Origin of the sequence: Magnetococcus sp. PR-3 (genome assembly GCF_036689865.1) — a bacterium.
GTDB lineage: Bacteria > Pseudomonadota > Magnetococcia > Magnetococcales > Magnetococcaceae > Magnetococcus.
The window spans coordinates 37,077-59,585 of sequence record NZ_JBAHUQ010000036.1 but is presented as its reverse complement, the minus strand read 5'-3'; the positions used below and the strand labels follow the sequence as shown (position 1 = coordinate 59,585).

Genomic DNA, 22,509 nt, shown 5'->3' with positions numbered 1-22,509 from the left:
CCTTAACTGCAGATAGCTTTGATGACCCTGTCGATATTTTCTAAAGGCTGCTCAGGACCTGAGGGGAGCGTTATAAAGTGGCCTTCGTAAGCTTGAGCATTCGGAAAACACTCTGGATTATCCAACTGCTGAGCAATATGCGGAATACGATGCAACCCCGTGCTACGCGCCGCAACCTCAATCCCCTGCCCTGCCAATCTTGATATCAGCTCATCACGCTTTTCACACCACCACTCAGCACGAAGGGGGTGCTCACCCGCATCAGGATTGGCCGAAATGGGCTTTAACCCCGTTACCCCTACCAACCCTTTTTCATAGGCCCTTTGTATCGCCAGATGATGTTTAACTCTGGACGGTAATACCGGCAATTGGACCAATCCAATGGCAGCAAGCAGATCATTAAATTTAAAATTCCCCCCCAGCCGTTCCATCTTCTCGCCCAACACCCCTCCTGTCTGACCTTGATTACGGATGGATTCAATACATGCAGCATCTTCATCATTTTGACAAACCAGCAAACCACCTTGCCCTGTCGTTAGCATTTTTGCCAGCCCCAGACTAAACGCCCCAAAACGCCCAAAGCTACCCAAGCTCTGGCCCTTATGCTGGCCCAGAATGGCTTGGCACGCGTCCTCCACCACACCGACATCATAGGCGCGGGCTATGAACATTAATGGCTCCATATCCGTCGCTATACCATTTAGATGCACAGGAAGAATCGCTTTGGTACGGGGTGTAATAGCCTCTTCCAATTTTTGTATATTCATCACAGGGCGGTCAGGTTCGACATCGACCAAGACCACGCGTGCCCCAAGCATCCGTGGTGCGTTGGCTGTCGCCACCCAGCTCATAGCAGGAACAATCACTTCATCCCCACACCCCACCCCCATTTGGATCAGTGCCATCATTAAAGCATTGGTACCACTTGTGGTACAAAACACATGCTTAACGCCCAATAGATCCGCCAATTGCTGTTCAAAAGAGCGGGTCAATTGACCTTGACTGATTTGACGGTTCTCCACCGCTTGAGCCACAGCCTGTGCAGCATGGGAACCAATATCAATATTCCAAACAGAGATCGGGCGTTGCGACATGGTATATCCTAAATAGCCACTTCTTTGGTCCGTTGTTGTCTATTGAGCTGCTTTAAACGTTTTTTAAATCTCTTTACCATGGGGTTTTTCTCGGAATAAAGCTTACGGGCCATGGCCAAACCTTTGAGTAAATGTGGACGCATAGCCTCATGCTGCCCCATGGCCAACCCAGCATCAATTAAACGGCTCGTAGCAGAGAGTGTTTCAATATGCTCATAACCGTAAAGCTCTACCCGAATATCATGCGCCTCTTTATAACGTGCTAGCGCCTTGGAAACATGCCCTTGCCCCATGGAGGAGTCCCCCAAGGTCATCAAGAGTTTACCCCGGATAAAATGAACTTTCCCAGATCTCTTTTCCACCTGAATCAACACTTTGCTTAACAGCTTTTCCGATTTTTTAAACTGTTTTGTTTGGTTTAAATGGCTGCCATGTCGATCAATAGCTTGGGTCACATTAGGATGATCAAGTCCAATTTTGGCCACCATGGTTTCTATGGCCTCTCCGCTTATTTGTGCGGCCTTAATATAGTCTTTTTTCACCACATACAGTTCAGCAACACGGGTTTTGGCCATCGCCATGGCCAAGGGGCGGTCGGCATACCACTTTTTACTGATATAGAGGTAATTTCTTAAAAGGGCCTCACCCTGAATATCTTTATCTAATAAAAATTTAATATTGGCCAAACGGGGCAAAATTCTAAACACCTCCTGCGACATGGGTCCAAAAACCTTGACTGCATCTTTAAAAGCTTGGCTAAAATGCTTATCCGCTTGAGTAATTTGGCCTTTTTTGTAGGCATGGTTACCCAACATCATGGCATCGCGCATGGTGGTTACATTCGCGGCATGCAGTGCAGGGGATAAGAGCAACAGGAGTAAAAACAAAAATAGACGCACCAACATCCCCCCAAAAATGAGTACAATAAAAACTACCTTACTCTGTTTTGACCATATCCACCCTGTTTCTATTGCAAAAAAAACGGCCCACAAGGGGCCGTTTTTTTTTTAAAGATCACTTCTAATGGAAGATTAATCTTCCAAAATGGATTCCCCACCGCGTAAGAAAGCGTCCACGCTACGGGCCGCTTTACGGCCACCGGAAATACATCTGAGCACTAAGGATTGACCCGTTGCCATGTCACCAGCGGCAAAAACACCCGCCTCACTGGTCTGGAAATCTTCTCCAACTTTGACATTACCACGTGCATCCAGATCCACACCCAAGGCATCCACCAAGCCTGACTTTACCGGGCCAAGAAAACCCATGGCCAGCAAGACCAAGTCAGCTTCCAGTACAAATTCGCTGCCAGGGATCTCTTCCATCTGTGGGCGGCTGCCATCTTCCTGCTCAATCCAGCGCAGTTTGACGCAGTGCAAACGCTTAAGGTTACCCTCAGCATCCCCCTCAAACTTCTTGGTAAGGATCGACCACATGCGGTCACACCCCTCTTCATGAGAGGTTGAGGTACGCAGCATATGTGGCCAATTGGGCCAAGGCGTCTCATCCGCACGGTCACGAGGCGGCTTAGGGAGTAACTCCAACTGTGTCACACTTACCGCACCGTGGCGGTTTGAGGTACCCACACAGTCAGAACCGGTATCACCACCACCAATCACCACCACGCGTTTACCCGCGGCATGGATGACAGAATCGGCCTCAATGGAACGACCCGCAACACGACGGTTTTGCTGAGCCAAGAAATCCATCGCAAAATGGATCCCGTTAAGCTCCCGCCCTTCAATGGGAAGATTACGAGGTTGTTCAGCACCACCGGTGAGTACAACCGCGTCGTTCTCTTTACGCAGCTGCTCAACCGTCAGATCAACACCAACATTGACACCGGTTTTAATGGTCAGACCTTCCTCTTTCATCTGGCCGACGCGGCGTTCAACCACCTCTTTTTCCAGCTTGAAGTCAGGAATACCAAACCGCAACAATCCACCCACGGACTCATTTTTTTCATACAGAGTCACGTCATGACCAGCACGGGTAAGTTGTTGGGCACAGGCCATACCTGCAGGACCAGAACCAACAATTGAAACGGTTTTCCCAGTTTTAGCCAAAGGCTTAAGAGGTTTGATATACCCCTCTTCCCAACCTTTTTCTGAGATGGTCTTTTCAATTTCGCGGATGGCGACAGCTTCGCCATTAATACCCACTACGCAACTGGCTTCACACAGTGCAGGACAGATACGACCTGTAAACTCTGGGAAGTTATTGGTGCGGTGCATGGCATTACTGGCATCTTCCCAGCGACCTTGATAGACCGAATCATTCCAGTCGGGAATCAGGTTACACAGGGTGCAGCCGTTGTGGCAAAAAGGAATGCCACAATCCATGCAACGAGATGCCTGTGCACGCAAAGACGCTTCAGGAAAATCCTTATAAAGCTCTTTGCTGTCTTTAATACGTTCGGCAACGGGCCGCTTTTCGGGCAGCTCACGCTCGAACTCCATGAACCCTGAGATCTTACCCATTGGCCACTTTCTCCTGCTGCTGCTTCATCTCATTCAGTACACGCTTGTACTCATGGGGCATAACCTTAACAAACTTGCCCAACGCGTCAAACCAGTTGTCCAAAATGTTTTGGCCAACGGTACTTTGGGTGTACTTAACGTGGCTTTCAATCAACCCTTTGAGTTTGGCTTGATCTTCCACCGCTTCGACACTCTCCAACCCAACCATAGCGGGGTTGCACAGCTCAGTAAATTCACCTTTGGCATCGTAGACAAACGCCACACCACCGCTCATACCCGCCGCGAAGTTACGTCCTGTCTCACCCAGCACAACCACCGTACCACCGGTCATGTACTCACAACCGTGGTCTCCGGTACCTTCAACAACCGCTTCAGCACCAGAGTTCCGTACAGCAAAGCGCTCACCCACTTTACCACGGAAGTACGCTTCACCTTTGATGGCACCGTAGAGGATGGTATTGCCTGCAATGATGTTTTCTTCGGGCACAATATCTGACCCTGGGTGGGGTTTAACCACCACACGACCACCAGACATGCCCTTACAGACATAGTCATTGGCCGCACCTGTCAGATGCAACGAGACACCCGCAACATTAAAGACACCAAAGCTCTGCCCGGCTACACCGGTGAAGTGGCATTGAATGGTATCTTCTGGCAGACCTTCCGCTCCAAAACGCTTGGAGATCTCACCACCCAACATGGCACCGACCGTACGGTCGGTGTTGTGAATGGGCAAGTGGATCTGAATCGGCTCCCGCGTTTCAAATGCAATCTCAGCCAACTCCAGAAGCTTGTGATCCAAGACCTTATCAATGCCATGATCTTGAGCCTGAACGTAACGGGTTGCGATCCGTGAAGGCACATCAGGCTGCTTAAGGATATTGGAGAAATCCAACCCTTTAGCTTTGAAGTGGTCAATGGCATCACGGGCTTCCAAACGATCAACCCGGCCAATCATATCATCCAGCTTACGGAAGCCCATAGCCGCCATACGCTCACGAACTTCATTGGCAATAAAGAAGAAGTAGTTCACCACATGCTGGGGCTGACCAGAGAACTTCTTACGCAGCTCTAAATCTTGCGTGGCAATACCAACTGGGCAGGTACCCAGGTGGCATTTACGCATCATAATGCACCCTTCAACCACCAACGGGCCGGTGGCAAAGCCAAACTCTTCCGCACCCAAAAGGGCGCCGATGATGACATCACGGCCTGTGCGCAACTGACCATCGACCTGTAGACGCACACGGCCACGTAGATCATTGAGCACCAAAGTCTGCTGGGTCTCGGCCAAGCCAAGCTCCCAAGGCACACCCGCATGCTTGATGGAGCTCACAGGGCTAGCCCCGGTACCACCATCATGACCCGCAATAAGAATCATATCTGCATGACCCTTAGAGACACCGGCTGCAACGGTACCAACACCGACTTCAGAAACCAGTTTAACCGACACGCGCCCATCAGGATTGACATTTTTCAGATCAAAAATGAGCTGAGCCAAATCCTCAATAGAGTAGATGTCATGGTGAGGAGGTGGCGAAATCAAGGTCACACCAGGTGTGGTGTTCCGGGTTCGCGCAATCACCTCATTCACTTTATGACCAGGCAGCTGACCACCCTCACCAGGCTTAGCGCCCTGGGCGATCTTAATCTGCATTTCATCGGAGTTAACCAGATAGTGGCTGGACACACCAAAACGACCTGAAGCCACCTGTTTAATGGCGCTACGGGCATTGTCACCATTGGGGCGAGGTGAGAAACGCTCTGGATCTTCACCCCCTTCCCCTGTATTGGACATACCACCAATACGGTTCATGGCAATGGCCAGCGTTTCATGGGCCTCTTTAGAGATCGAACCGTAGGACATAGCCCCGGTAACAAAACGCTTAACGATCTCAGAAGCGGGCTCAACCTCATCCAAAGGTACAGGTTGGGCTGCTTTTTTCAGACGGAACAGGCCACGCAGGGTACACAGGCTTTTGGTTTGCTCATTAATGGTACGCGCAAAAGCCTTATAGGTCTCGTAGTTGTTCTCACGGGTTGAGTGCTGGAGCTTAGAGATATTCTCCGGCGTCCAGAGGTGGGCTTCCCCCCCATGACGGAACTTGTACTCACCGCCAACTTCCAACTGGTTGAGCGCGATGACATTGTCTGAATAAGCCAGACGATGCTTACGCATCACCTCTTCTTTGATGGCCACCATATCGGCGCCTTCAATACGAGAGACCGTACCGGTGAAGTAGCGACCAACCACAGACTTGGCCAGACCAACCGCTTCAAAGATCTGGGCTCCACTATAGCTTTGCAGAGTGGAGATACCCATCTTAGAAAAGATCTTCATCAAGCCTTTATCTACAGCTTTCACGAAGTTCTTAAAGGCAACATCAGGGGTGATCTCGGGTGGGAAGAGATCCTTCTCACACAAGTCAGCCAAGGTGCAGATGGCCAGATAGGGGTTCACCGCACTGGCGCCATAACCAACCAGCAGAGCAAAATGGAAGACTTCACGTACTTCCGCACTCTCAACGATGATACTTACCTTACTGCGGGTGCCTGCTCGGGTCAGGTGGTGATGCACACCAGCCGTCGCCAATAGGATCGGCAGTGGTGCAGAATCTTTACCAGCACCACGATCAGATAGGATAATCAGGTTCACCCCATCCTCAACTGCCGTGGAGACCTGATCAAATAGACGACTAAGGCTGTCATCCAAAGAGATATCGGCATCCACAGGGAACAGCGTGGAGAAGGTACGTGCATTCAGGTTTTTAACGTTGGCTGCACGAATTTTTTCCAGCTGTGTATTATCAATCACAGGCTGCATCAGCCGGATGCGGTTCACATGACTGGCTGACTCATCCAGCAGGTTACCCGCAGGTCCCAACTGGTTGTACAGACTCATTACCAACTCTTCACGAATCGGATCGATGGGAGGGTTGGTCACCTGTGCGAAGAGCTGTTTAAAGTAATTAAACAGTGGCTTATTCTGGCTGGATAGAACCGCCAGAGCCGCATCATTACCCATAGAGCCGGTCGGTTCTGCACCACCCAGCGCCATAGGGCCCATGAGCTGATGAAGATCCTCTTCGGTATACCCATAGACCTTATGCAGGGTGCCTAGCTTTTCAGACTCTTCTTTAGTCTCATCGCCAGCATCCATATCGTCCAGGTCAATCAAACCATCCTCAACCCACTGACGGTAAGATTTACCATCCAGGATTTGGCTCTTGACCTCATCATCTTCAATGATGCGTCCCTGCTCCAGATCGATGACAAACATACGGCCGGGTTGCAAACGGCCATTATACTCAATCTCTTCAGGGGGGAAGGTCACGGTACCAGCTTCAGAAGCCATGACACACAGGCCGCCTTTGGTGACCTGATAACGTGCAGGGCGCAAGCCATTGCGGTCCAGCGTGGCACCAATGGTACGACCATCGGTAAAGGCTACCGCAGCAGGTCCGTCCCAAGGCTCCATCATGGAGGCATGGTACTCATAGAACCCTTTAAGCTCTGGATCCATTTGTTGATGATTTTCCCACGCTTCGGGAATCAACATCATCATGGCCTGAGGCAAAGTACGGCCAGAGAGAACCAAGAACTCCAGCGCACGGTCAAAAGCTGCGGAGTCAGAGAGCCCCTCAGGAATAACCGGGAAGAGCTTTTTCAGATCGTCCCCAAAACTGGGGTGGCTCAGAGCCGCTTCACGGGCACGCATCCAGTTGATGTTGCCACGAACTGTGTTGATCTCACCATTATGGGCGATCATCCGGAAAGGCTGCGCCAAACCCCACGTGGGGAATGTGTTGGTCGAGTAACGCTGGTGGACCAACGAAAAAGCAGAGACCATAGCTGGATTTTTAAGGTCCAGATAGTAGTCCTCCACCTGGTCAGCCAGGAACATACCCTTATAGAGCAACGAGCGGCTGGAGAAACTTGGCACATCAAAAGAGCTCAGCTCTTCCATGCCATAGTCGCGCACGGTGTTTTCAATACGCTGACGAATGATATAGAGCTTACGCTCCAACCAATCGGGATCAGCATCAGCAGGCTTGTTACGTGCCGCCACAAAGACCTGACGGACCAGAGGCTCCGTCTCTTTGGCGGTATAGCCGATACGTGCACCCTTAGTAATAGGTACATCGCGCCAACCTAAAACCACCTGCTCCTCTTCCATAATCACTTTTTCAATGTGACGCTGGATCGATTCACGCAGTGAAGTCTCTTTAGGCAGGAAGACCATGCCCACACCGTACGCACCCACTTCGGGTAGGTCGATATTAAGATCAGGGCAGAGTTCACGCAGCATGGCGTCAGGCATCTGCACCAAGATACCTGCACCATCACCCGTCAGCGGGTCGGCCCCAGCTGCACCACGGTGGGTCAGGTTAACCAGGAGCTTAAGCCCCATGCTGACGATCTCATGAGATTGACGACCTTTAACATCCGCCACAAAACCAACGCCACAGGCGTCATGTTCGAAGCTTGGATCGTACAATCCTGTCTGTTTCGGCAAGCCGGATTGGATCATATTGTTTTCCCAACTTGATAGGTTTACACCTGACGCGGATCAAAGACCCACGGCCCCAGAAAAGGGAACATTAAGCTACCCTATACCCATCGTTTGAAACCTGGCCCCACAGCACAGGAATACAGCACCGAGACGGCTTCTTTTTCGATCCCGTTACTTACTTGGTCGGGTTTTCGATGGCGAATTCGGTACACAGGGTGGGCCTGTCATTTAACCAAAAGATGCAAACAGGCCATAAGGGACGGGCCACCCCGAAGGGATACCCCGAAAAGGAGAGGATTATGCGCATTTTTTACATTTTTGTCAATTTTATTTGCTATACCCACTAAACCCCAATGCTTTTAGGGTTTAGCGATTATTTTTTAGCGCTTTTTTAAGACAACACAGGGCTTCGCATAGAGCTTCTACAGCAGAGCAAGGCTCAAACTGTTACAAATACAGGAGCCTGACGACACGCTTCTTCTTAACCAAACAGCAGCTTATATAGAGAACCTATACAAAAACGGGCTTCCCTCCCCCCCCATGCGGCATCAGCCTCCCTCGGTCCATCTAAACCATGCCTACAGAATCGATCGGTGAACCACAGAAGCCAAAGCCCTTTTTTACAATCATCCCGCCTGCCCCTGCTACTATAGATACCCAACACGACCCGAACACCATAAGCCCTGAGCAAAGGGCCTCATCCAACCAGCAGGCCACCGGATAAAATAACCAGAGCTGGAACAGCCAGATGCCAGCATCCACACCATTTCTTTTCCCCCTAGGCCGAAAAGCCAAGAGAACCTCACTCACAACAGACACAACCCCACAAAAAAACCCTCTGAAAACAGAGGGCTTTTTTTACATTCTATTCATATCCATTAACCTGGCACATGCCGCGTGACCATGGCTGAGAGACCTTTCACCTGCCAGCGACGCGCCGTATTGTTGGCATCAGTACGTGTTCTAAAAGGACCGACCCGCACACGGTAGACAGGTGCACCATTAATTTTGCCCGGCAAAATACGCGCTTGCTCACCTTGACGCATCAAGCGGCCCAGAAGTTTTTGCGCCTGTTCATAACGGTTAAACGCTGCAACCTGAACCGCAAACATACCGCTGCGGGACATGACTGGCGTTGAGATCCTGGGACTTACTTTGCGCTGCGCAGCCTCATCATGACGCTTCAAATATCCCTGCACGGCCGCTGACGGACCCTGCCTAGCCCCCATAGCCATCGCCTGAAGGTTACGGGCATAACGTATGGATTTGGCGGGGCTCCACGCCTCAGCCGTACGATTTTGTGCTTCACTGCGGGGCTTAAACTTGCTCTTTTGACTCTTCTTATCAACAGGGCGCTTAGCTGCCACCGTTTTTAACACAGCGGATTGAATGGCGCTGAAATCTGGTACAGCATGATTGGCAGGCCGCTTGGAAAGCGCCGTCCGCATCCCTTTTTGCCCTTGATCACCCGGCAGCACCACACGGTGTTCAATCAACCCTTTATAAAACTGAAACTCAACATCCCGCTTACCGGGCTCAACATCCTCCTCGGACACGGAGACCAGCACTCTTTTAGCGTTGGGGTCCCGTTTAGCTGGGGCCGGTGAAGGCAGTGGTGCCGGTTCAGCATCCACCTCTTCGACAGGCTCTGGCTCTTTAGCGGTTTCAACCTTCAGCTCTGCTGGCGTCTGAACCGTGCGTACCACATCATCCTCCGCCTCAACCACAGCGGGCTCAACAGGGGGCACCTGCTTGGTCTCAGGCTGCTGAACAGGTTCTGCAACCTGGGCCTGTGGGGATTCCACAGAGGTTTCAGCTTTTGGCCAAACCAGCCAGCCAGCCACCAGTACACATACCCCCGCCATCAGCAAAACTGCTGGCTTAGGTACACTGGATTGGTGGCGACGGTAGCGCCGCGATGCAGGATAACGTGGGTTCACATCGACTCCGGTTGTGTAACACCCAGCAGATTCAGTCCATTAGCCAGGACCTGACGTACTGCTGTAATCAACACCAAACGGGCATCTCGAATGCCCGGCTCTATACCCATAATACGATGGCCGTTGTAGTAGGTATGAAAGGCCGCCGCTAGGTCCAACAAATAGTAAGGAATACGATGAGGCTCTTGATGCATAGCGGCTGACACCACCGCATCTGGGAATTGATCCATTTTCCGAATCAGATCCCACTCAGCCTCTTCTGTCAGTGTGGAAAGATCCACGTCTGATAAGGCACCTTCATCCAGTGTAACACCCTCATTTCGGGCTTTCTCCCATAATGAACAGATCCGCGCATGGGCATACTGAACATAATAGACGGGATTATCGTTACTCTGAGCTACGGCCAGATCCAAATCAAAATCTAAGCTGGCACCACTACCCCGGCTCATAAACCAAAAACGTACCGCATCAGAACTGGTGGCGTTCACCACCTCTTCCAGGGTAACAAAGGTCCCTGCCCGCTTGGACATTTTAACGGGCTCACCACCACGGGTAAGGTTAACCATCTGCACCAACAGCACATCCAGCAGATCTTTTTTATCCGTCAGGGCCCCCAACGCAGCCTGAACCCGCTTTATGTAACCACCATGGTCTGCCCCCCAAATATTCACCAAACGATCAAAGCCACGCTCAGCTTTGTTCAAGTGGTAGGCGACATCCGCAGCAAAGTAGGTATAGCTGCCATCACTCTTTTTCAGGGCACGGTCAACTTCGTCCCCAAAATCTGTTGCCTTAAAGAGCAACTGTGGGCGCGGCTCCCAATCATCCGGTTGTTTACCTTTGGGTGGTTCCAAAACCCCTTCATAGAGACAGTTTTTCTGATCCAGCACCTCTAGGGCGTGGTCAATACGCTTCTCTTCATGCAGCGCATACTCAGAAAACCAGTTGTCAAAATGAATATCCAATAAGGCCAAATCTGCACGGATCCAGGTCAGCACCTTATCCATCGCAAACTCAAGCATCTCACGGGGATATTCATCGGGCTCAGCTTTGGCAACCTCAAGCCATTTATCTTGATCTTTTTCCTTAAGTGCACGGGCGATATCGACGACGTACTCACCGGGGTAACACCCTTCAGGAATCGTCACCTCTTCACCAAACAGTCCGCGATAGCGCAACATAACCGAACGACCTAACACCTGAACCTGCACCCCAGCATCGTTCAAATAGTATTCACGCTCGACCGTATACCCTGCACATTCCAGAATGCGTGCCAAAACGTCGCCAGTCACTGCACCCCGCCCGTGGCCTACATGCATGGGACCTGTGGGGTTGGCGGAGACAAACTCTACCAGCATTTTTTGCCCAGCACCCACTGCCCCCCGGCCATAACTGCCGCCGATTTTCAGCACATCTGTAATCACCCCACGCAGACGCTGGGGGGTCACATAAAAATTGATAAAACCGGGACCCGCAATCTCATGCCGTTCAACAACACTTTGTTCCGCTGGCAGGGCATCCACCATTTTCTGGGCCAAGTCTCTCGGCTTCATACGGGCCTGCTTAGCCAGCACCATGGCTGCATTGATGGAAAAATCGCCATGGGTTTTATCCTTCGGGCGTTCCACCTTAATACCCCGTCTCGGACAGTCGGCGGGAAGTACGCCTTCAGCCTGTAGGGTGTTCAGTGCCTGTTCCATCAACTGTTCAATGCTCTGCCGCATGGCTTTTTCCACTCATTTAGGTACTTTAAAATGGCCCCATTCCACTCTATGATCAGCCCCGCAAGCGGGCAGATGTTCATAAACAGGAATCGAACCGCATAACTTACCTCTGTTGGCAACGAAGTTAAAGCCCAAAGCGGCCTGACTGCATGCTTTGAAGGGTCATTTAACGGATGAATGAACGATTATGAATAAATTGATGGATGGATACGGCCCGACCATTGACCTTATCCGCCATGGTGAGCCACAAGGCGGGGATCGCTACCGTGGGCGTTTGGATGACCCTTTAAGTGAAACGGGGTGGACTCAAATGCGCGCCGCCGTGGGCCCAGATGAACCTTGGGATCAGATCATCACCTCCCCCCTAAAACGCTGTTTGTATTTTGCCGAAGCGCTGGCCGAACAGAGAGAGCTCCCCCTCGCCATAGAACTTGGGCTGCAAGAACTTAGTTTTGGTTCCTGGGAAGGACGTACCGCCAAAGAGATCCTAAGCTCACCCGATGGACCAGCCCTTACGGCATTCTGGCGAGATCCTTGGAGCAACCCACCCCCAGATGGAGAGTCTCTGGCTAATTTTGAAAAACGGGTAACCACGACCCTGCTGCGCTTGATTAAGGCACACAAGGGCCAACATCTGTTAATTGTCGGTCATGGTGGTATCTTACGGCTGGTGACAGCCTGGGCTCTGGGCATGCCGATGAATAACCTATCCCGACTGGTCACCCCCTATGCATGCCGTATTCGCATTGCCATGGATCAGGTGGACGGACAACCGTTACCACGCCTGATACACCACATGCCCACAGGGGATTGAAGGCCGCTTTGCCTACTCCAACACTTCAGCCAGCACCGACAACAGCTTGGCTTTACGAATGGGCTTAGTCAGATGAATATCACACCCAACCTCTAAGATCTGCTGAGACTCCTCAGACAGCGCATGGGCCGTGAGCGCAACAATCGGGGTGTGACGGGCATTGGTCTGGCTCTCCCAGCCACGGATCTGCCGGGTTGCCTCATACCCGTCCATGATGGGCATTTGAATATCCATCAGCACCAAAGCAAAGCTATGCCGTTTAAAGGCCGCTACTGCTTCTGCACCATTTTCAGCCATCACCAATTGATACCGGGTTTTCTTTAAAAAGGCCTGCACCAACGTACGGTTGTCCTCAGCATCATCCACCACCAAAATGGGGTCATCATGATGTGCGAGAGATTCCATCCGCAATGTCGAGGCAACATCTGATAAGGTTTTGGGGGTACCCAAAAGATGTTGGGCGCCTTCCGGGGCCGTGGGCAGATCAAGGTTAAAGCGGAAAGCACTGCCTTTACCCAAAGCACTATGCAGTGAAATTTCACCCCCCATCAGGCCCACCAAACGCATGCAGATGGTTAAACCTAACCCTGTACCACCATGCTCCCGCGTAATAGAACTATCCGCCTGGGTAAAGGGCTGAAAAATCTTATTCTGGTGCTCAGGAGAGATCCCCACACCGGTATCACGCACTTCAAACTTAATCTGCCCCTTTTCACAAGGCAGCAAATTGACCGAGATCTCACCACGCTTGGTGAATTTGATGGCATTCCCCACCATATTCATCAAAATTTGGCGCAGTCGAATGGGGTCCCCTTCCACAAAGCGGGGAATCTCTGCGTCCATGTTATAACCCAAGGTCAAACCTTTATCTTGGGCCTCATAACTAAACAGCGCACAGATCTCTTCCACCGCTTGTGGCAGATCAAAAACCACCTTTTCCAAGGTCAGACGATTGGCCTCAATTTTGGAAAGATCCAGAACATCATTAATCAGTGTTAACAGGGTCTCACCCGAGCGGTTCAGCGTATCCACACACCAGTTTTGCCGATTGGTCAGCTCGGTCTCACGCAGCAGCTCCGCCATACCCAAAATGGCATTCATAGGCGTTCGGATCTCATGGCTCATCACCGCTAAAAAGGCACTTTTAGCACGGTTGGCAGATTCCGCCCGCTCTTTCTCCTGCTGTAGATCTAACTCCATCCGTTTTCTGGCACTAATATCCTGCACCAAGGCGACAAAGTAGTCGACACTGCCATCGGGCAAACGCAAACAGCTGGCTGAGATACTGGCATGGATGACCTGCCCATCCTGACGGATAAAGCGCTTATCCAACGTGTACCCGTCCGAGGCCCCGGTCATCACCTTATCCAACGCCACTAGATCAGCGCCTAAGTCATCCGGGTGCGTTAACTCACGCCAGGTCTTGGTCACCAAGAGATCTCGTTCATAACCTAAGATCTCACAAAGTCTATCGTTGACATGCACCCACCCCTTGCCAGGAGAGGTGGTTGCCATACCAATAAGGCCCAGCTCAAAATAACCACGCATGAGTGATTCACTCTGCCTGAGCTGTTCTAGCGCTTTTTTCTGTGCATCAATATTTAGGATTTGAGCAATAAAGTAATCGGGCTCCCCGTGCTCATTTCTAACCACAGAAGCACTCAACAGGCCCCAAACAGGGTGCCCATTACGGTGCATATAGCGTTTTTCCATCTCAAAGGCATGACTTTCGCCAGAGAGCAATTTTTGAACATTATGTAGATCAGCTTCCAGATCATCCGGGTGGGTTATTTGGGGGAATGTCATGGAACAGAGTTCAGAACGCCCATAGCCCAACATTTGGCAAAAGGCCTGATTGGTATCAATAAAGGTGCGATCCAGACCGGCCATGACCATGCCCACCACCGCCTGCTCAAAGAAAATACGAAATTTCTCTTCACTTTCCCGCAAGCGCCGCTCTTGAGCTTTACGTTCACTCATATCCACATGGGTACCTACCATACGGATGGCCTGCCCTTGAGGATCTCGCAGAACAAAGGCACGGGAGAGCACCGACACATCATGACCATTTCGGTGCAACATACGGTATTCAGATTGGTAGTGGTGCTGATCCCCAGCCAAGAATTGCTGAATTTCCTGTTCAACCTTCACCTGATCATCAGGATGAATATGACGACGCCATGAGGCAAAAGTATGGTCCATATCTTCGGCTTCAAAGCCAATCATCTCATACCAGCGTTGGGCATAAGTCAGCTCATTTTGCTCCAGATCCCAATCCCACAAACCATCATTACTTCCACGCATCGCCAGGGCAAAGCGCTCCTCGCTGCGTATATGCTTTTTTTCTGCCGCTTCTCGGGCGGCCATGCTTGATTGTAGCTCCCGGTTAAAACGGGCCATGGAGAGCATCCGAAAAAACAGCCCACCCATGAGCAGAATAACAACCAGAGCGGACATTAACCAAAACACCCGGTTGGCACTCCAATAAGGCTCAGGCGCCCCATACCAACGGGTATAGAGCTCACCATAAAGGGGAGAGGTCGTAATACTTTGTAAAGCGGAGGCTATATGGTCCCGCAACGCCGGATTATCGGGATGCAGCAAGTACCCCCGTTTAAGATCCATCAACGGCAGGCCAACCACCTTAATCCGATCCAGAACCCCAGCCTGACGCGCCTTCTTTTCCAAAATCGGGCGCGGGAATACAAAAGCATCCACTTGGCCCGAGAGCAACTGAAAGAGGCCGGAATCAATGGACTGATAGGTTGACAGCCGCATGTGGGGTTTTAACGAGAGCTTACTTAATGCCGCACTTTGGGCCATGACACCCACACTGTAACCACTCAGATCACTTAAAGAACGAATGGTGGTGTTTTGCCGGCGCACAAAGCAGGAAACAGGTACGGTTTCCATGGGGGGGGTAAAAAGAAACTCGGCCTGACGGGTGGGACTGATACCAATACCCGGGATGAGATCGGCCTCACCCTGCCGAATAAGGTCCATGGCCTGACCCCAATTTTTTACCACCCGGAAGGTAAGCTTCAATTGGGCTTTTCTGGCGACCTCCTGCAGCAGATCAATGGCCAGCCCTTGTGGGCGCCCTATATCATCCAAGCTATAAAGTGGTGGAAAATCGGTCAATACCGCGGCAGTAACCTCTATGGACCGGGCAGGCAACTGCGCAGCGGCAACAGAGGGCAGCAGCCACAGCAACATAATCCACACGCCTAACCTTATTCCCATTGTCCACCTTTGCAGCATCTTGTGGATTATTCGGTTAGCAACCATAGAGATACCTAGGCATACTGCATGAGTTTCTGGTGTTTTCCTACCCTTTTCTATGCCATACAGCCACATATACATCTGCCAGGGGTTATATTTTGGGGTTTCCCCTCATCTTTCCCTCTTTCGCCCCCTGCTTTAAGGCATCCCATATTGACCTTTGACCCACAATAGGGTATGAAGATCGTTTCCCTACCCGTTCGGAGGAGCCTTCGTTAGAAAGGGCTCCCGTAACAAGCGTGGACTTAAACAATATGACTCACGATTCCCAGACCGCTTCGGTTGGTATCGTTACCCCCCAGACGGTGCGGCTCTTTGATGCAGCCAACCCGCTGCAGTTGGATTGCGGCACGCCTCTGCCCGGCGTGGATGTATCCTACGAGACCTACGGCACCTTAAATGCAGATCGCTCCAATGCGGTGTTGGTCTGCCATGCCCTCTCTGGTAATGCCCATGCCGCCGGTTACCTCAGCGCTGAGGATAAACGCCCAGGCTGGTGGGACCATTACATTGGCCCAGGCAAACCTTTCGACACCAACCGTTATTTTGTGATCGCCAGCAATAATTTGGGCGGCTGCGATGGGACCACAGGACCCAGCAGCATCAACCCAGAGACAGGCATGCCCTATGGCCTAAACTTCCCCATGATCACCATTGGGGATATTGTAAGGCTACAACGGGCACTGGTTAACCATCTGGGCATTGACCGGTTAATGGCTGTGGCTGGCGGTTCCATGGGCGGCATGCAAGCCTTGCAGTGGGCCCTGGACTATCCTGAGATGGTTCCGGCCAGTGTGATTATTGCCGCAACACCGCGTTTAACCGCACAAAACATCGCTTTTAATGCGGTGGCCAGACAGGCCATTATGGCCGATCCCCACTTTAATGGTGGCGACTACTACACCATTGAGAGTGACAGCGGCGTTAAAGCCCGTCCTGAAAGCGGCCTTGCGTTGGCCCGCATGATGGCACACATCACCTACCTCTCTGAGCAGGGGTTGCATGAGAAGTTTGGCCGAAAACTGCAAGATCGGGAGTCCCTATCTTACGGGTTTGAGACCGATTTTGCGGTAGAGAGCTATCTAAGCTACCAGGGCTCCTCTTTTGTGAAGCGCTTTGACGCCAACTCTTATCTCTACATCACCAAAGCCATGGACTATTTTGACCCCTTCCCTGATGCCAAAACCACGGTGGAGCAACTAACCGGGGTTGAGAGTCGTTTTTTAGTGATGAGCTTTGATACCGATTGGCGTTTTGATACCAGCCGCTCCAAGGAGCTGGTCCGCATTCTTCACCGCAGCTTAAAAGATTGCACCTTTCAGGAGTTTGCCTCCCCCGCGGGACATGATGCCTTCTTGCTGCCCCATAGCAGCTATGAGAAGTCTCTAGGCGCCTTCATGTTGCGTATTTGGCAAGATGAGACCGGAGGCCAAGCATGATCTCATTACGCGTTGACCAAAGCACCATCGCCTCCATGATTGAGCCGGGGAGTCGGGTGTTGGATCTTGGCTGTGGTGATGGCCTGTTGATGCACCATCTCATTCATGGCAAGCAGTGCAAAGGGATTGGTGTCGAGATCTCACCCGAGGGTGTGCAGAGCTGTATTGCCCATGGTGTACCTGTCTATCAAGGCGACATGGATCAAGGGTTATCTGACCATTTTGACGCCACCTTTGATTATGTCCTGCTCTCCCACACACTCCAGGCCATTCACCGCCCAGCTTTTGTGTTGGACGAGATGTTACGGGTTGGCCGCCGGGGTATTGTCTCCTTCCCCAACTTTGGCCACTGGCGTTTTCGCTGGCAGCTACTGACGACCGGGCGGGTACCCCAGCGCGGTGTTCTACCCTACATGTGGTACGACACGCCAAACATCCGCATGTGTACCTTGCTGGACTTCCAGGATCTTTGCCATGAGTTAGGCATTCGTATCGTCAAGCAGATCCCTTTAGCAGCCAGTGGCGATGTAAAAGGCGGGCTACCTCTTCAGGTTTCCAAAGTGCCATGGATGCAATTTATGGCCAACTGGCTCTCCCCAATGGCCGTTTTTCTTCTTGAGAAGGAATAACCCATGCCCATGCATCCTCGAGATGTCACACCAACTCCACTCATTACAGAAGATAAAATTCAGCAGCGTGTGGAGAGCTTGGCCAAAGAGATTATTGCGCAAATGGGGCCAGAGCCACTGTTGGTGGCGTTACTTAAGGGATCTTTTCTGTTTGCCGCGGACCTGCTCCGCGAGATGGGTCGCCAAGGGGCCAGACCCAAACTGGATTTTCTGGCCGTCTCCTCGTATGGCCGTGGTACTGAGTCTTCCGGTCAGGTTGAGGTCACACTGGCGGTCAAGGAACCGCTGAAGGGGCGTCACGTACTGCTGGTTGATGATATCCTTGATACCGGTAATACCTTTATGCATGTTATGTCTCTCCTAAAAGAACAAGGCGCCCACGAAGTATTGACCTGCACCTTGCTCAATAAGCAGGCCCGACGCCAACAGCCTATTACCGCTGACTTTATCGGTTTTGAGGTGCCCGACGCTTTTGTGGTGGGGTATGGCATTGACTGGGACAACCATTTCCGTGAACTGCCCTATGTTGGGATTGTCCCGCCGGAAGCCTACAGTTAACGTCACAGCCTGAATGGGATGATACCTTCATGAGCAGTGCTAAAATTCTATCGTTTCCCAAGGAGGTCTCCGCCGGACTTCCTTCGCCCAGCCAGCCCGCACTCCCCCCTTGCCGCGCGTTGCTCTTTGACCTGGACGGTACACTGGTCCATACCGGCCCAGATTTAGCCGGTGCCATGAACCACGTTTTGAAGAGCCGCAACCTGGACACACTAGACCCGGATGAGGTGGAATATCTGGTTGGTAGTGGGGCTCGATCCCTGTTAGCCCGTGGTTTTTGGGGCATGGGTGCCGAACCTCCTGTTGAGGATGCCGATTTTGAAGCAGCCGTTGAACTGTTTTTAGACTATTATGCCGAGCACATTGCTGACGACTCCCACGCCTATGCGGGTGTAATCGAGACCTTAACAACCCTTCAAGAAGCAGGGTTTGCTATGGGGGTTGTCACCAACAAGCCAGAGTTTTTGGCCAAAAAACTGTTGGTAGAGCTAAAGATGGACCATTTTTTCAAGGTTGTGGTGGGGGGGGATAGTCTACCAACCCGTAAACCAGAGCCAGAGATGCTCTACCATGCCACCGTGCATATGGCTGTTGCTGTTGATGAGGCGGTCTTGATCGGTGACTCAGATAACGACATCCATGCGGCTCGGAATGCAGGTATTCCGGTTGTGGCCGTCACCTACGGCTATAACCGTCACGGTGATATCGCAGAGCTTGAACCCGACCGCCTTGTGGATCGCTTTGGGGAGATCACCCCCTTACTGGTATTGGATAACTAAGCGTCCAACGACGCAGAACTTGAGCTTAAGGAAAAGGACAGACCATGTCCCAGCAACTGAAACTGGGGATTCCCAAGGGAAGCCTACAGGACTCCACCATCGAACTGTTCAAGCAAGCGGGTTGGACCATCGTCAACCGCTCGCGCAACTACTTTCCCACCATCGATGATCCGGAGATCAAGCCTGCCCTGATCAAACCTCAGGAGATGGCGCCTTACTGTGCTGATGGTACGTTAGATGTCGGCTTGACCGGCTTTGACTGGATCCTGGAGCAAGAGTGCGAAGATAAAATTCATGAACTGGGTGTATTGGACTACTCCAAATCCTCCAGCCATGGATGCCGCTGGGTGGTTGCTGTTACCAAAGATTCCCCCGTTAAAAAACTGGAAGATCTTGACGGCAAAGTGGTCTCCACCGAGTTGATCAAAACCACCAAGCGCCTCTTTGAAGAGCGTGGCATTAAAGCCGACATTCGCTACTCGTGGGGAGCGACAGAGGCGAAAGTGGTTGAAGGTTTGGTCGATGCCGTCGTTGAGATCACCGAGACCGGCAGCACCATCCGTGCCCACGGCCTACGCATTGTTGAAGATCTGCTCTTCACCAATACCCGTATGATTGCCAACCCCGCCGCCATGGAAGACCCCTGGAAGCGCGCTAAGATTGAACAACTGTATATGATGCTCAACGCATCATTAAAAGCACACCACAAGTCGATGCTGAAGCTTAATGTGGCCGATGCAAACTTAGACGGCGTGTGCAATCTGCTGCCCAGCCTGCATGCGCCAACCGTCAATCCTTTAAAGGATAGTGGCTGGCATGCGGTGGAAACCGTGGTGGATCGAGATCAAATCCGTGACCTGATTCCTAAACTGGTTTTTGCAGGTGCGGAAGGAATTGTGGAATACGAACTAAAAAAAGTGGTATAAGTACTACTTTGGAACATAGCAGGCATGTTTGGGGCTGATAATCCGTTTTGATAATGACGGGTATAAGCCCTTTATGTTGTAGTGTTTTTGCAGACAAAAACGCACCACTCTTTATGCGAGGCATGTTGGTATGGAGATGAGCGAACTGCTCTCAGAAGGTCTAGGTTTAATGGTGCTGGGTATGGGCACCGTGTTTATCTTTTTGACCATGCTGGTCTTCCTGGTGGGACAGATGTCCCGATTAGCCATGTGGATTGAATCCAAACTGCCCCAGCCGCCAGCGGCACCTGCGGTAGCTTCTACACAAGGTATACCCCCGGATCATATTGCGGCCATCTCGGCAGCAGTACACCGGTATCGGGCGAACCGTCACTGAGATCCAGCGACATCGCCATTGTTTCAGCCACGGTCTACCATCCTGGGCCGTGCTGAGCCTGCACCGGTATAATCCGCCTCCAAACGACAAGGCTCCAACCGGTGTGGGAACGAGAAGATTCTCAACAACCTATCGAGGATTTGGAACGCCATGAACAAGCAGCCCCTCGGAATCACCGAACTGGCCCTGCGTGACGCCCATCAATCTCTGTTTGCCACCCGCATGCGCTTGGAGGATATGCTCCCCATCGCGCCTAAAATGGATGAAGTGGGCTTTTGGTCCATTGAAGCCTGGGGTGGTGCAACTTTTGATAGCTGTATCCGCTTTTTGGGCGAAGATCCTTGGGAGCGTCTGCGTGAGCTGAAAAAAGCCATGCCTAAGACCCCTTTGCAGATGCTATTCCGTGGTCAGAATATTTTGGGCTATCGCCACTATGCGGATGACGTGGTGGAAAAGTTTGTTGAGCGTTGTGCGGTAAATGGAATTGACGTTTTCCGTATCTTCGACGCCATGAACGATACCCGTAACCTTGAGACCGCCATTAAGGCGACCAAAAAGGTTGGCAAGCACGCACAGGGTACCTTGAGCTACACCATCAGCGACGTCCACACCATCGACATGTGGGTGGATATGGCCAAAAAGCTTGAGGATATGGGGTCTGACTCCATCTGCATCAAGGATATGGCTGGTCTGCTTAAGCCCTATGTGGCCACCGAGCTGGTCACCAAGCTGAAGGCCGCTGTTAATGTGCCGATTGCCATGCAGTGCCACGCCACAACGGGTCTCTCCACAGCGACCATCGTTAAAGCCGCTGAAGCGGGTATCGACATGGTGGACAGTGCCACCGCTTCCATGTCCATGACCTATGGCCACTCGGCTACCGAGTCTGTTGTCTCGATTATGGAAAACTCTCCACGTGATACAGGTCTTAACCTGATCGCACTGGAAGAGATCTCTGCTTACTTCCGTGAAGTTCGTAAAAAGTACGCCAAGTTTGAAGGCTCCCTGAAGGGTGTCGACTCCCGTATCCTGATCGCTCAGGTACCAGGTGGCATGCTGACCAACATGGAAAACCAGCTTAAGCAGCAGGGTGCTGCCGATAAACTGGATGCCGTGCTGGAAGAGATTCCCCGCGTACGTAAAGATCTGGGTACCATCGCTCTGGTGACCCCGACTTCTCAAATTGTTGGCTCCCAGGCTGTGTTCAATGTGTTGATGGGTGAGCGCTACAAGACCATTACCAAAGAGTCACGCGGTATTCTGCGTGGTGAATATGGTTCGACACCTGCTCCTGTCAACAAAGAGCTTCAAGCCCGCTGCCTGGATGAAGGTGAAGAGGCCATTACCTGCCGCCCAGCCGACCTTCTTAAGCCAGAAGTCGATGCCCTGACCAAGGAGCTTAAAGAGAAAGCTTCCGCCGATGGTATCGCCTTGGCTACGGACGCGATTGATGACGTTCTGACCTACGCCCTGTTCCCCGAAGTAGGTTTGAAATTCCTGAAAAACCGTAACAACCCAGATGCCTTCGAGCCCAAGCCTTGGGAAGAAGAAGAGCCTGCTCCGGCGGCTGCACCTGCTGCTGCACCCGCAGCTGGTGGTACCGAAGCTTATACTGTGGTTGTTAATGGCGCCTCTTATGACGTGCAGGTTGGTCCTCAGGGTCAAGTGGCCAACGTGGCGCCAGCTGCCGCTGCGGCTGCACCAGCGGCTGCGGCTGCTGCACCAGCGGCTGCGACCGGTACCGGTGAGCCTGTGAAGGCACCTTTGGCTGGTAATATCTTCAAAATCCAGGTCTCCGCTGGCCAGCAAGTTGCTGCTGGTGATGTTGTGATCATTATGGAAGCGATGAAGATGGAGACTGAGGTTCGTAGTCCGATTGCTGGTACGGTTAGTGCCATCAACTGCAAAGAGGGTGATGCTGTTGGTGTGGGCGATGTGTTGATCTCGCTCTAAAG

Annotated in this window: 15 protein-coding genes; 8 read left to right on the top strand and 7 right to left on the bottom strand. The window is 51.8% G+C overall.

Annotated features, from left to right (window positions below):
- Positions 1–2: 2 nt before the first annotated feature.
- The 6 genes from V5T57_RS17385 to argS all read right to left on the bottom strand — a co-directional run bounded on the left by V5T57_RS17385 (position 3) and on the right by argS (position 11,751).
- Positions 3–1,094 (bottom strand): DegT/DnrJ/EryC1/StrS family aminotransferase, encoded by a 1,092-nt coding sequence (locus tag V5T57_RS17385; RefSeq protein ID WP_332892522.1) that lies wholly within the window; start codon positions 1,092–1,094, stop codon positions 3–5.
- An 8-nt stretch (positions 1,095–1,102) separates the two neighbouring features.
- The gene (locus V5T57_RS17380; RefSeq protein ID WP_332892521.1) at positions 1,103–1,993 is read right to left on the bottom strand and encodes a tetratricopeptide repeat protein; all 891 of its coding nucleotides are present in this window, start codon (positions 1,991–1,993) and stop codon (positions 1,103–1,105) included.
- 132 nt (positions 1,994–2,125) lie between these two features.
- Positions 2,126–3,574, bottom strand: coding sequence for a glutamate synthase subunit beta (locus V5T57_RS17375; protein ID WP_332892520.1), 1,449 nt, complete (start codon positions 3,572–3,574; stop codon positions 2,126–2,128).
- Entirely contained in the window at positions 3,567–8,105 is a 4,539-nt protein-coding gene (gltB, locus tag V5T57_RS17370) for a glutamate synthase large subunit (RefSeq protein ID WP_332892519.1), read from the bottom strand. The genes V5T57_RS17375 and gltB overlap by 8 nt, the downstream gene beginning before the upstream one ends.
- An 860-nt stretch (positions 8,106–8,965) precedes the next feature.
- A complete protein-coding gene (locus V5T57_RS17365) occupies positions 8,966–10,027 on the bottom strand; it encodes an SPOR domain-containing protein (RefSeq protein WP_332892518.1) in 1,062 nt (353 codons plus the stop codon).
- Positions 10,024–11,751 carry an arginine--tRNA ligase gene (gene argS, locus V5T57_RS17360; protein ID WP_332892517.1) on the bottom strand — a complete coding sequence of 576 codons (1,728 nt, stop codon included), beginning with the start codon at positions 11,749–11,751 and terminating at the stop codon, positions 10,024–10,026. Before argS ends, V5T57_RS17365 begins: the two co-directional genes overlap by 4 nt.
- A 187-nt stretch (positions 11,752–11,938) precedes the next feature.
- On the opposite strand from argS, the gene V5T57_RS17355 reads away from it, so the two are divergent.
- Complete coding sequence (locus V5T57_RS17355; protein ID WP_332892516.1) at positions 11,939–12,565, top strand: histidine phosphatase family protein; 627 nt, start codon at positions 11,939–11,941, stop codon at positions 12,563–12,565.
- A gap of 12 nt (positions 12,566–12,577) precedes the next feature.
- On the opposite strand, the gene V5T57_RS17350 is transcribed toward V5T57_RS17355, so the two are convergent.
- Positions 12,578–15,781: a PAS domain S-box protein gene (locus V5T57_RS17350; RefSeq protein WP_332892515.1), complete on the bottom strand. Its 3,204-nt coding sequence runs from the start codon at positions 15,779–15,781 to the stop codon at positions 12,578–12,580.
- Positions 15,782–16,101: 320 nt separating this feature from the next.
- On the opposite strand from V5T57_RS17350, the gene metX reads away from it, so the two are divergent.
- From metX to oadA, 7 genes are all read left to right on the top strand, one after another.
- On the top strand, positions 16,102–17,286 hold the full coding sequence (gene metX / locus V5T57_RS17345) for a homoserine O-acetyltransferase MetX (RefSeq protein WP_332892514.1): 1,185 nt from the start codon (positions 16,102–16,104) through the stop codon (positions 17,284–17,286).
- A complete protein-coding gene (metW, locus tag V5T57_RS17340; RefSeq protein ID WP_332892513.1) occupies positions 17,283–17,915 on the top strand; it encodes a methionine biosynthesis protein MetW in 633 nt (210 codons plus the stop codon). Before metX ends, metW begins: the two co-directional genes overlap by 4 nt.
- 3 nt (positions 17,916–17,918) lie before the next feature.
- Entirely contained in the window at positions 17,919–18,473 is a 555-nt protein-coding gene (hpt, locus tag V5T57_RS17335; protein ID WP_332892512.1) for a hypoxanthine phosphoribosyltransferase, read from the top strand.
- A gap of 29 nt (positions 18,474–18,502) precedes the next feature.
- Positions 18,503–19,252: a phosphoglycolate phosphatase gene (locus tag V5T57_RS17330; protein WP_332892511.1), complete on the top strand. Its 750-nt coding sequence runs from the start codon at positions 18,503–18,505 to the stop codon at positions 19,250–19,252.
- Positions 19,253–19,296: 44 nt separating this feature from the next.
- Entirely contained in the window at positions 19,297–20,178 is an 882-nt protein-coding gene (gene hisG, locus V5T57_RS17325; protein ID WP_332892510.1) for an ATP phosphoribosyltransferase, read from the top strand.
- A gap of 136 nt (positions 20,179–20,314) precedes the next feature.
- On the top strand, positions 20,315–20,554 hold the full coding sequence (locus V5T57_RS17320) for an OadG family protein (protein ID WP_332892509.1): 240 nt from the start codon (positions 20,315–20,317) through the stop codon (positions 20,552–20,554).
- A gap of 150 nt (positions 20,555–20,704) precedes the next feature.
- Positions 20,705–22,507, top strand: a complete 1,803-nt coding sequence (oadA, locus tag V5T57_RS17315) for a sodium-extruding oxaloacetate decarboxylase subunit alpha (RefSeq protein WP_332892508.1) — start codon at positions 20,705–20,707, stop codon at positions 22,505–22,507.
- Positions 22,508–22,509 lie beyond the last annotated feature (2 nt).

What these genes read in the sequence shown, in the direction of transcription:
- metX (WP_332892514.1), top strand. Translation starts at nt 16,102, where the DNA reads ATGACTCACGATTCCCAGACCGCTTCGGTTGGTATCGTTACCCCCCAG.
- hisG (WP_332892510.1), top strand. Translation starts at nt 19,297, where the DNA reads ATGTCCCAGCAACTGAAACTGGGGATTCCCAAGGGAAGCCTACAGGAC.
- V5T57_RS17320 (WP_332892509.1), top strand. Translation starts at nt 20,315, where the DNA reads ATGAGCGAACTGCTCTCAGAAGGTCTAGGTTTAATGGTGCTGGGTATG.
- V5T57_RS17350 (WP_332892515.1), bottom strand. Translation starts at nt 15,781, where the DNA reads ATGTTGCTGTGGCTGCTGCCCTCTGTTGCCGCTGCGCAGTTGCCTGCC.
- gltB (WP_332892519.1), bottom strand. Translation starts at nt 8,105, where the DNA reads ATGATCCAATCCGGCTTGCCGAAACAGACAGGATTGTACGATCCAAGC.
- V5T57_RS17375 (WP_332892520.1), bottom strand. Translation starts at nt 3,574, where the DNA reads ATGGGTAAGATCTCAGGGTTCATGGAGTTCGAGCGTGAGCTGCCCGAA.
- metW (WP_332892513.1), top strand. Translation starts at nt 17,283, where the DNA reads ATGATCTCATTACGCGTTGACCAAAGCACCATCGCCTCCATGATTGAG.
- argS (WP_332892517.1), bottom strand. Translation starts at nt 11,751, where the DNA reads ATGCGGCAGAGCATTGAACAGTTGATGGAACAGGCACTGAACACCCTA.
- V5T57_RS17355 (WP_332892516.1), top strand. Translation starts at nt 11,939, where the DNA reads ATGAATAAATTGATGGATGGATACGGCCCGACCATTGACCTTATCCGC.
- hpt (WP_332892512.1), top strand. Translation starts at nt 17,919, where the DNA reads ATGCCCATGCATCCTCGAGATGTCACACCAACTCCACTCATTACAGAA.
- V5T57_RS17385 (WP_332892522.1), bottom strand. Translation starts at nt 1,094, where the DNA reads ATGTCGCAACGCCCGATCTCTGTTTGGAATATTGATATTGGTTCCCAT.
- oadA (WP_332892508.1), top strand. Translation starts at nt 20,705, where the DNA reads ATGAACAAGCAGCCCCTCGGAATCACCGAACTGGCCCTGCGTGACGCC.
- V5T57_RS17330 (WP_332892511.1), top strand. Translation starts at nt 18,503, where the DNA reads ATGAGCAGTGCTAAAATTCTATCGTTTCCCAAGGAGGTCTCCGCCGGA.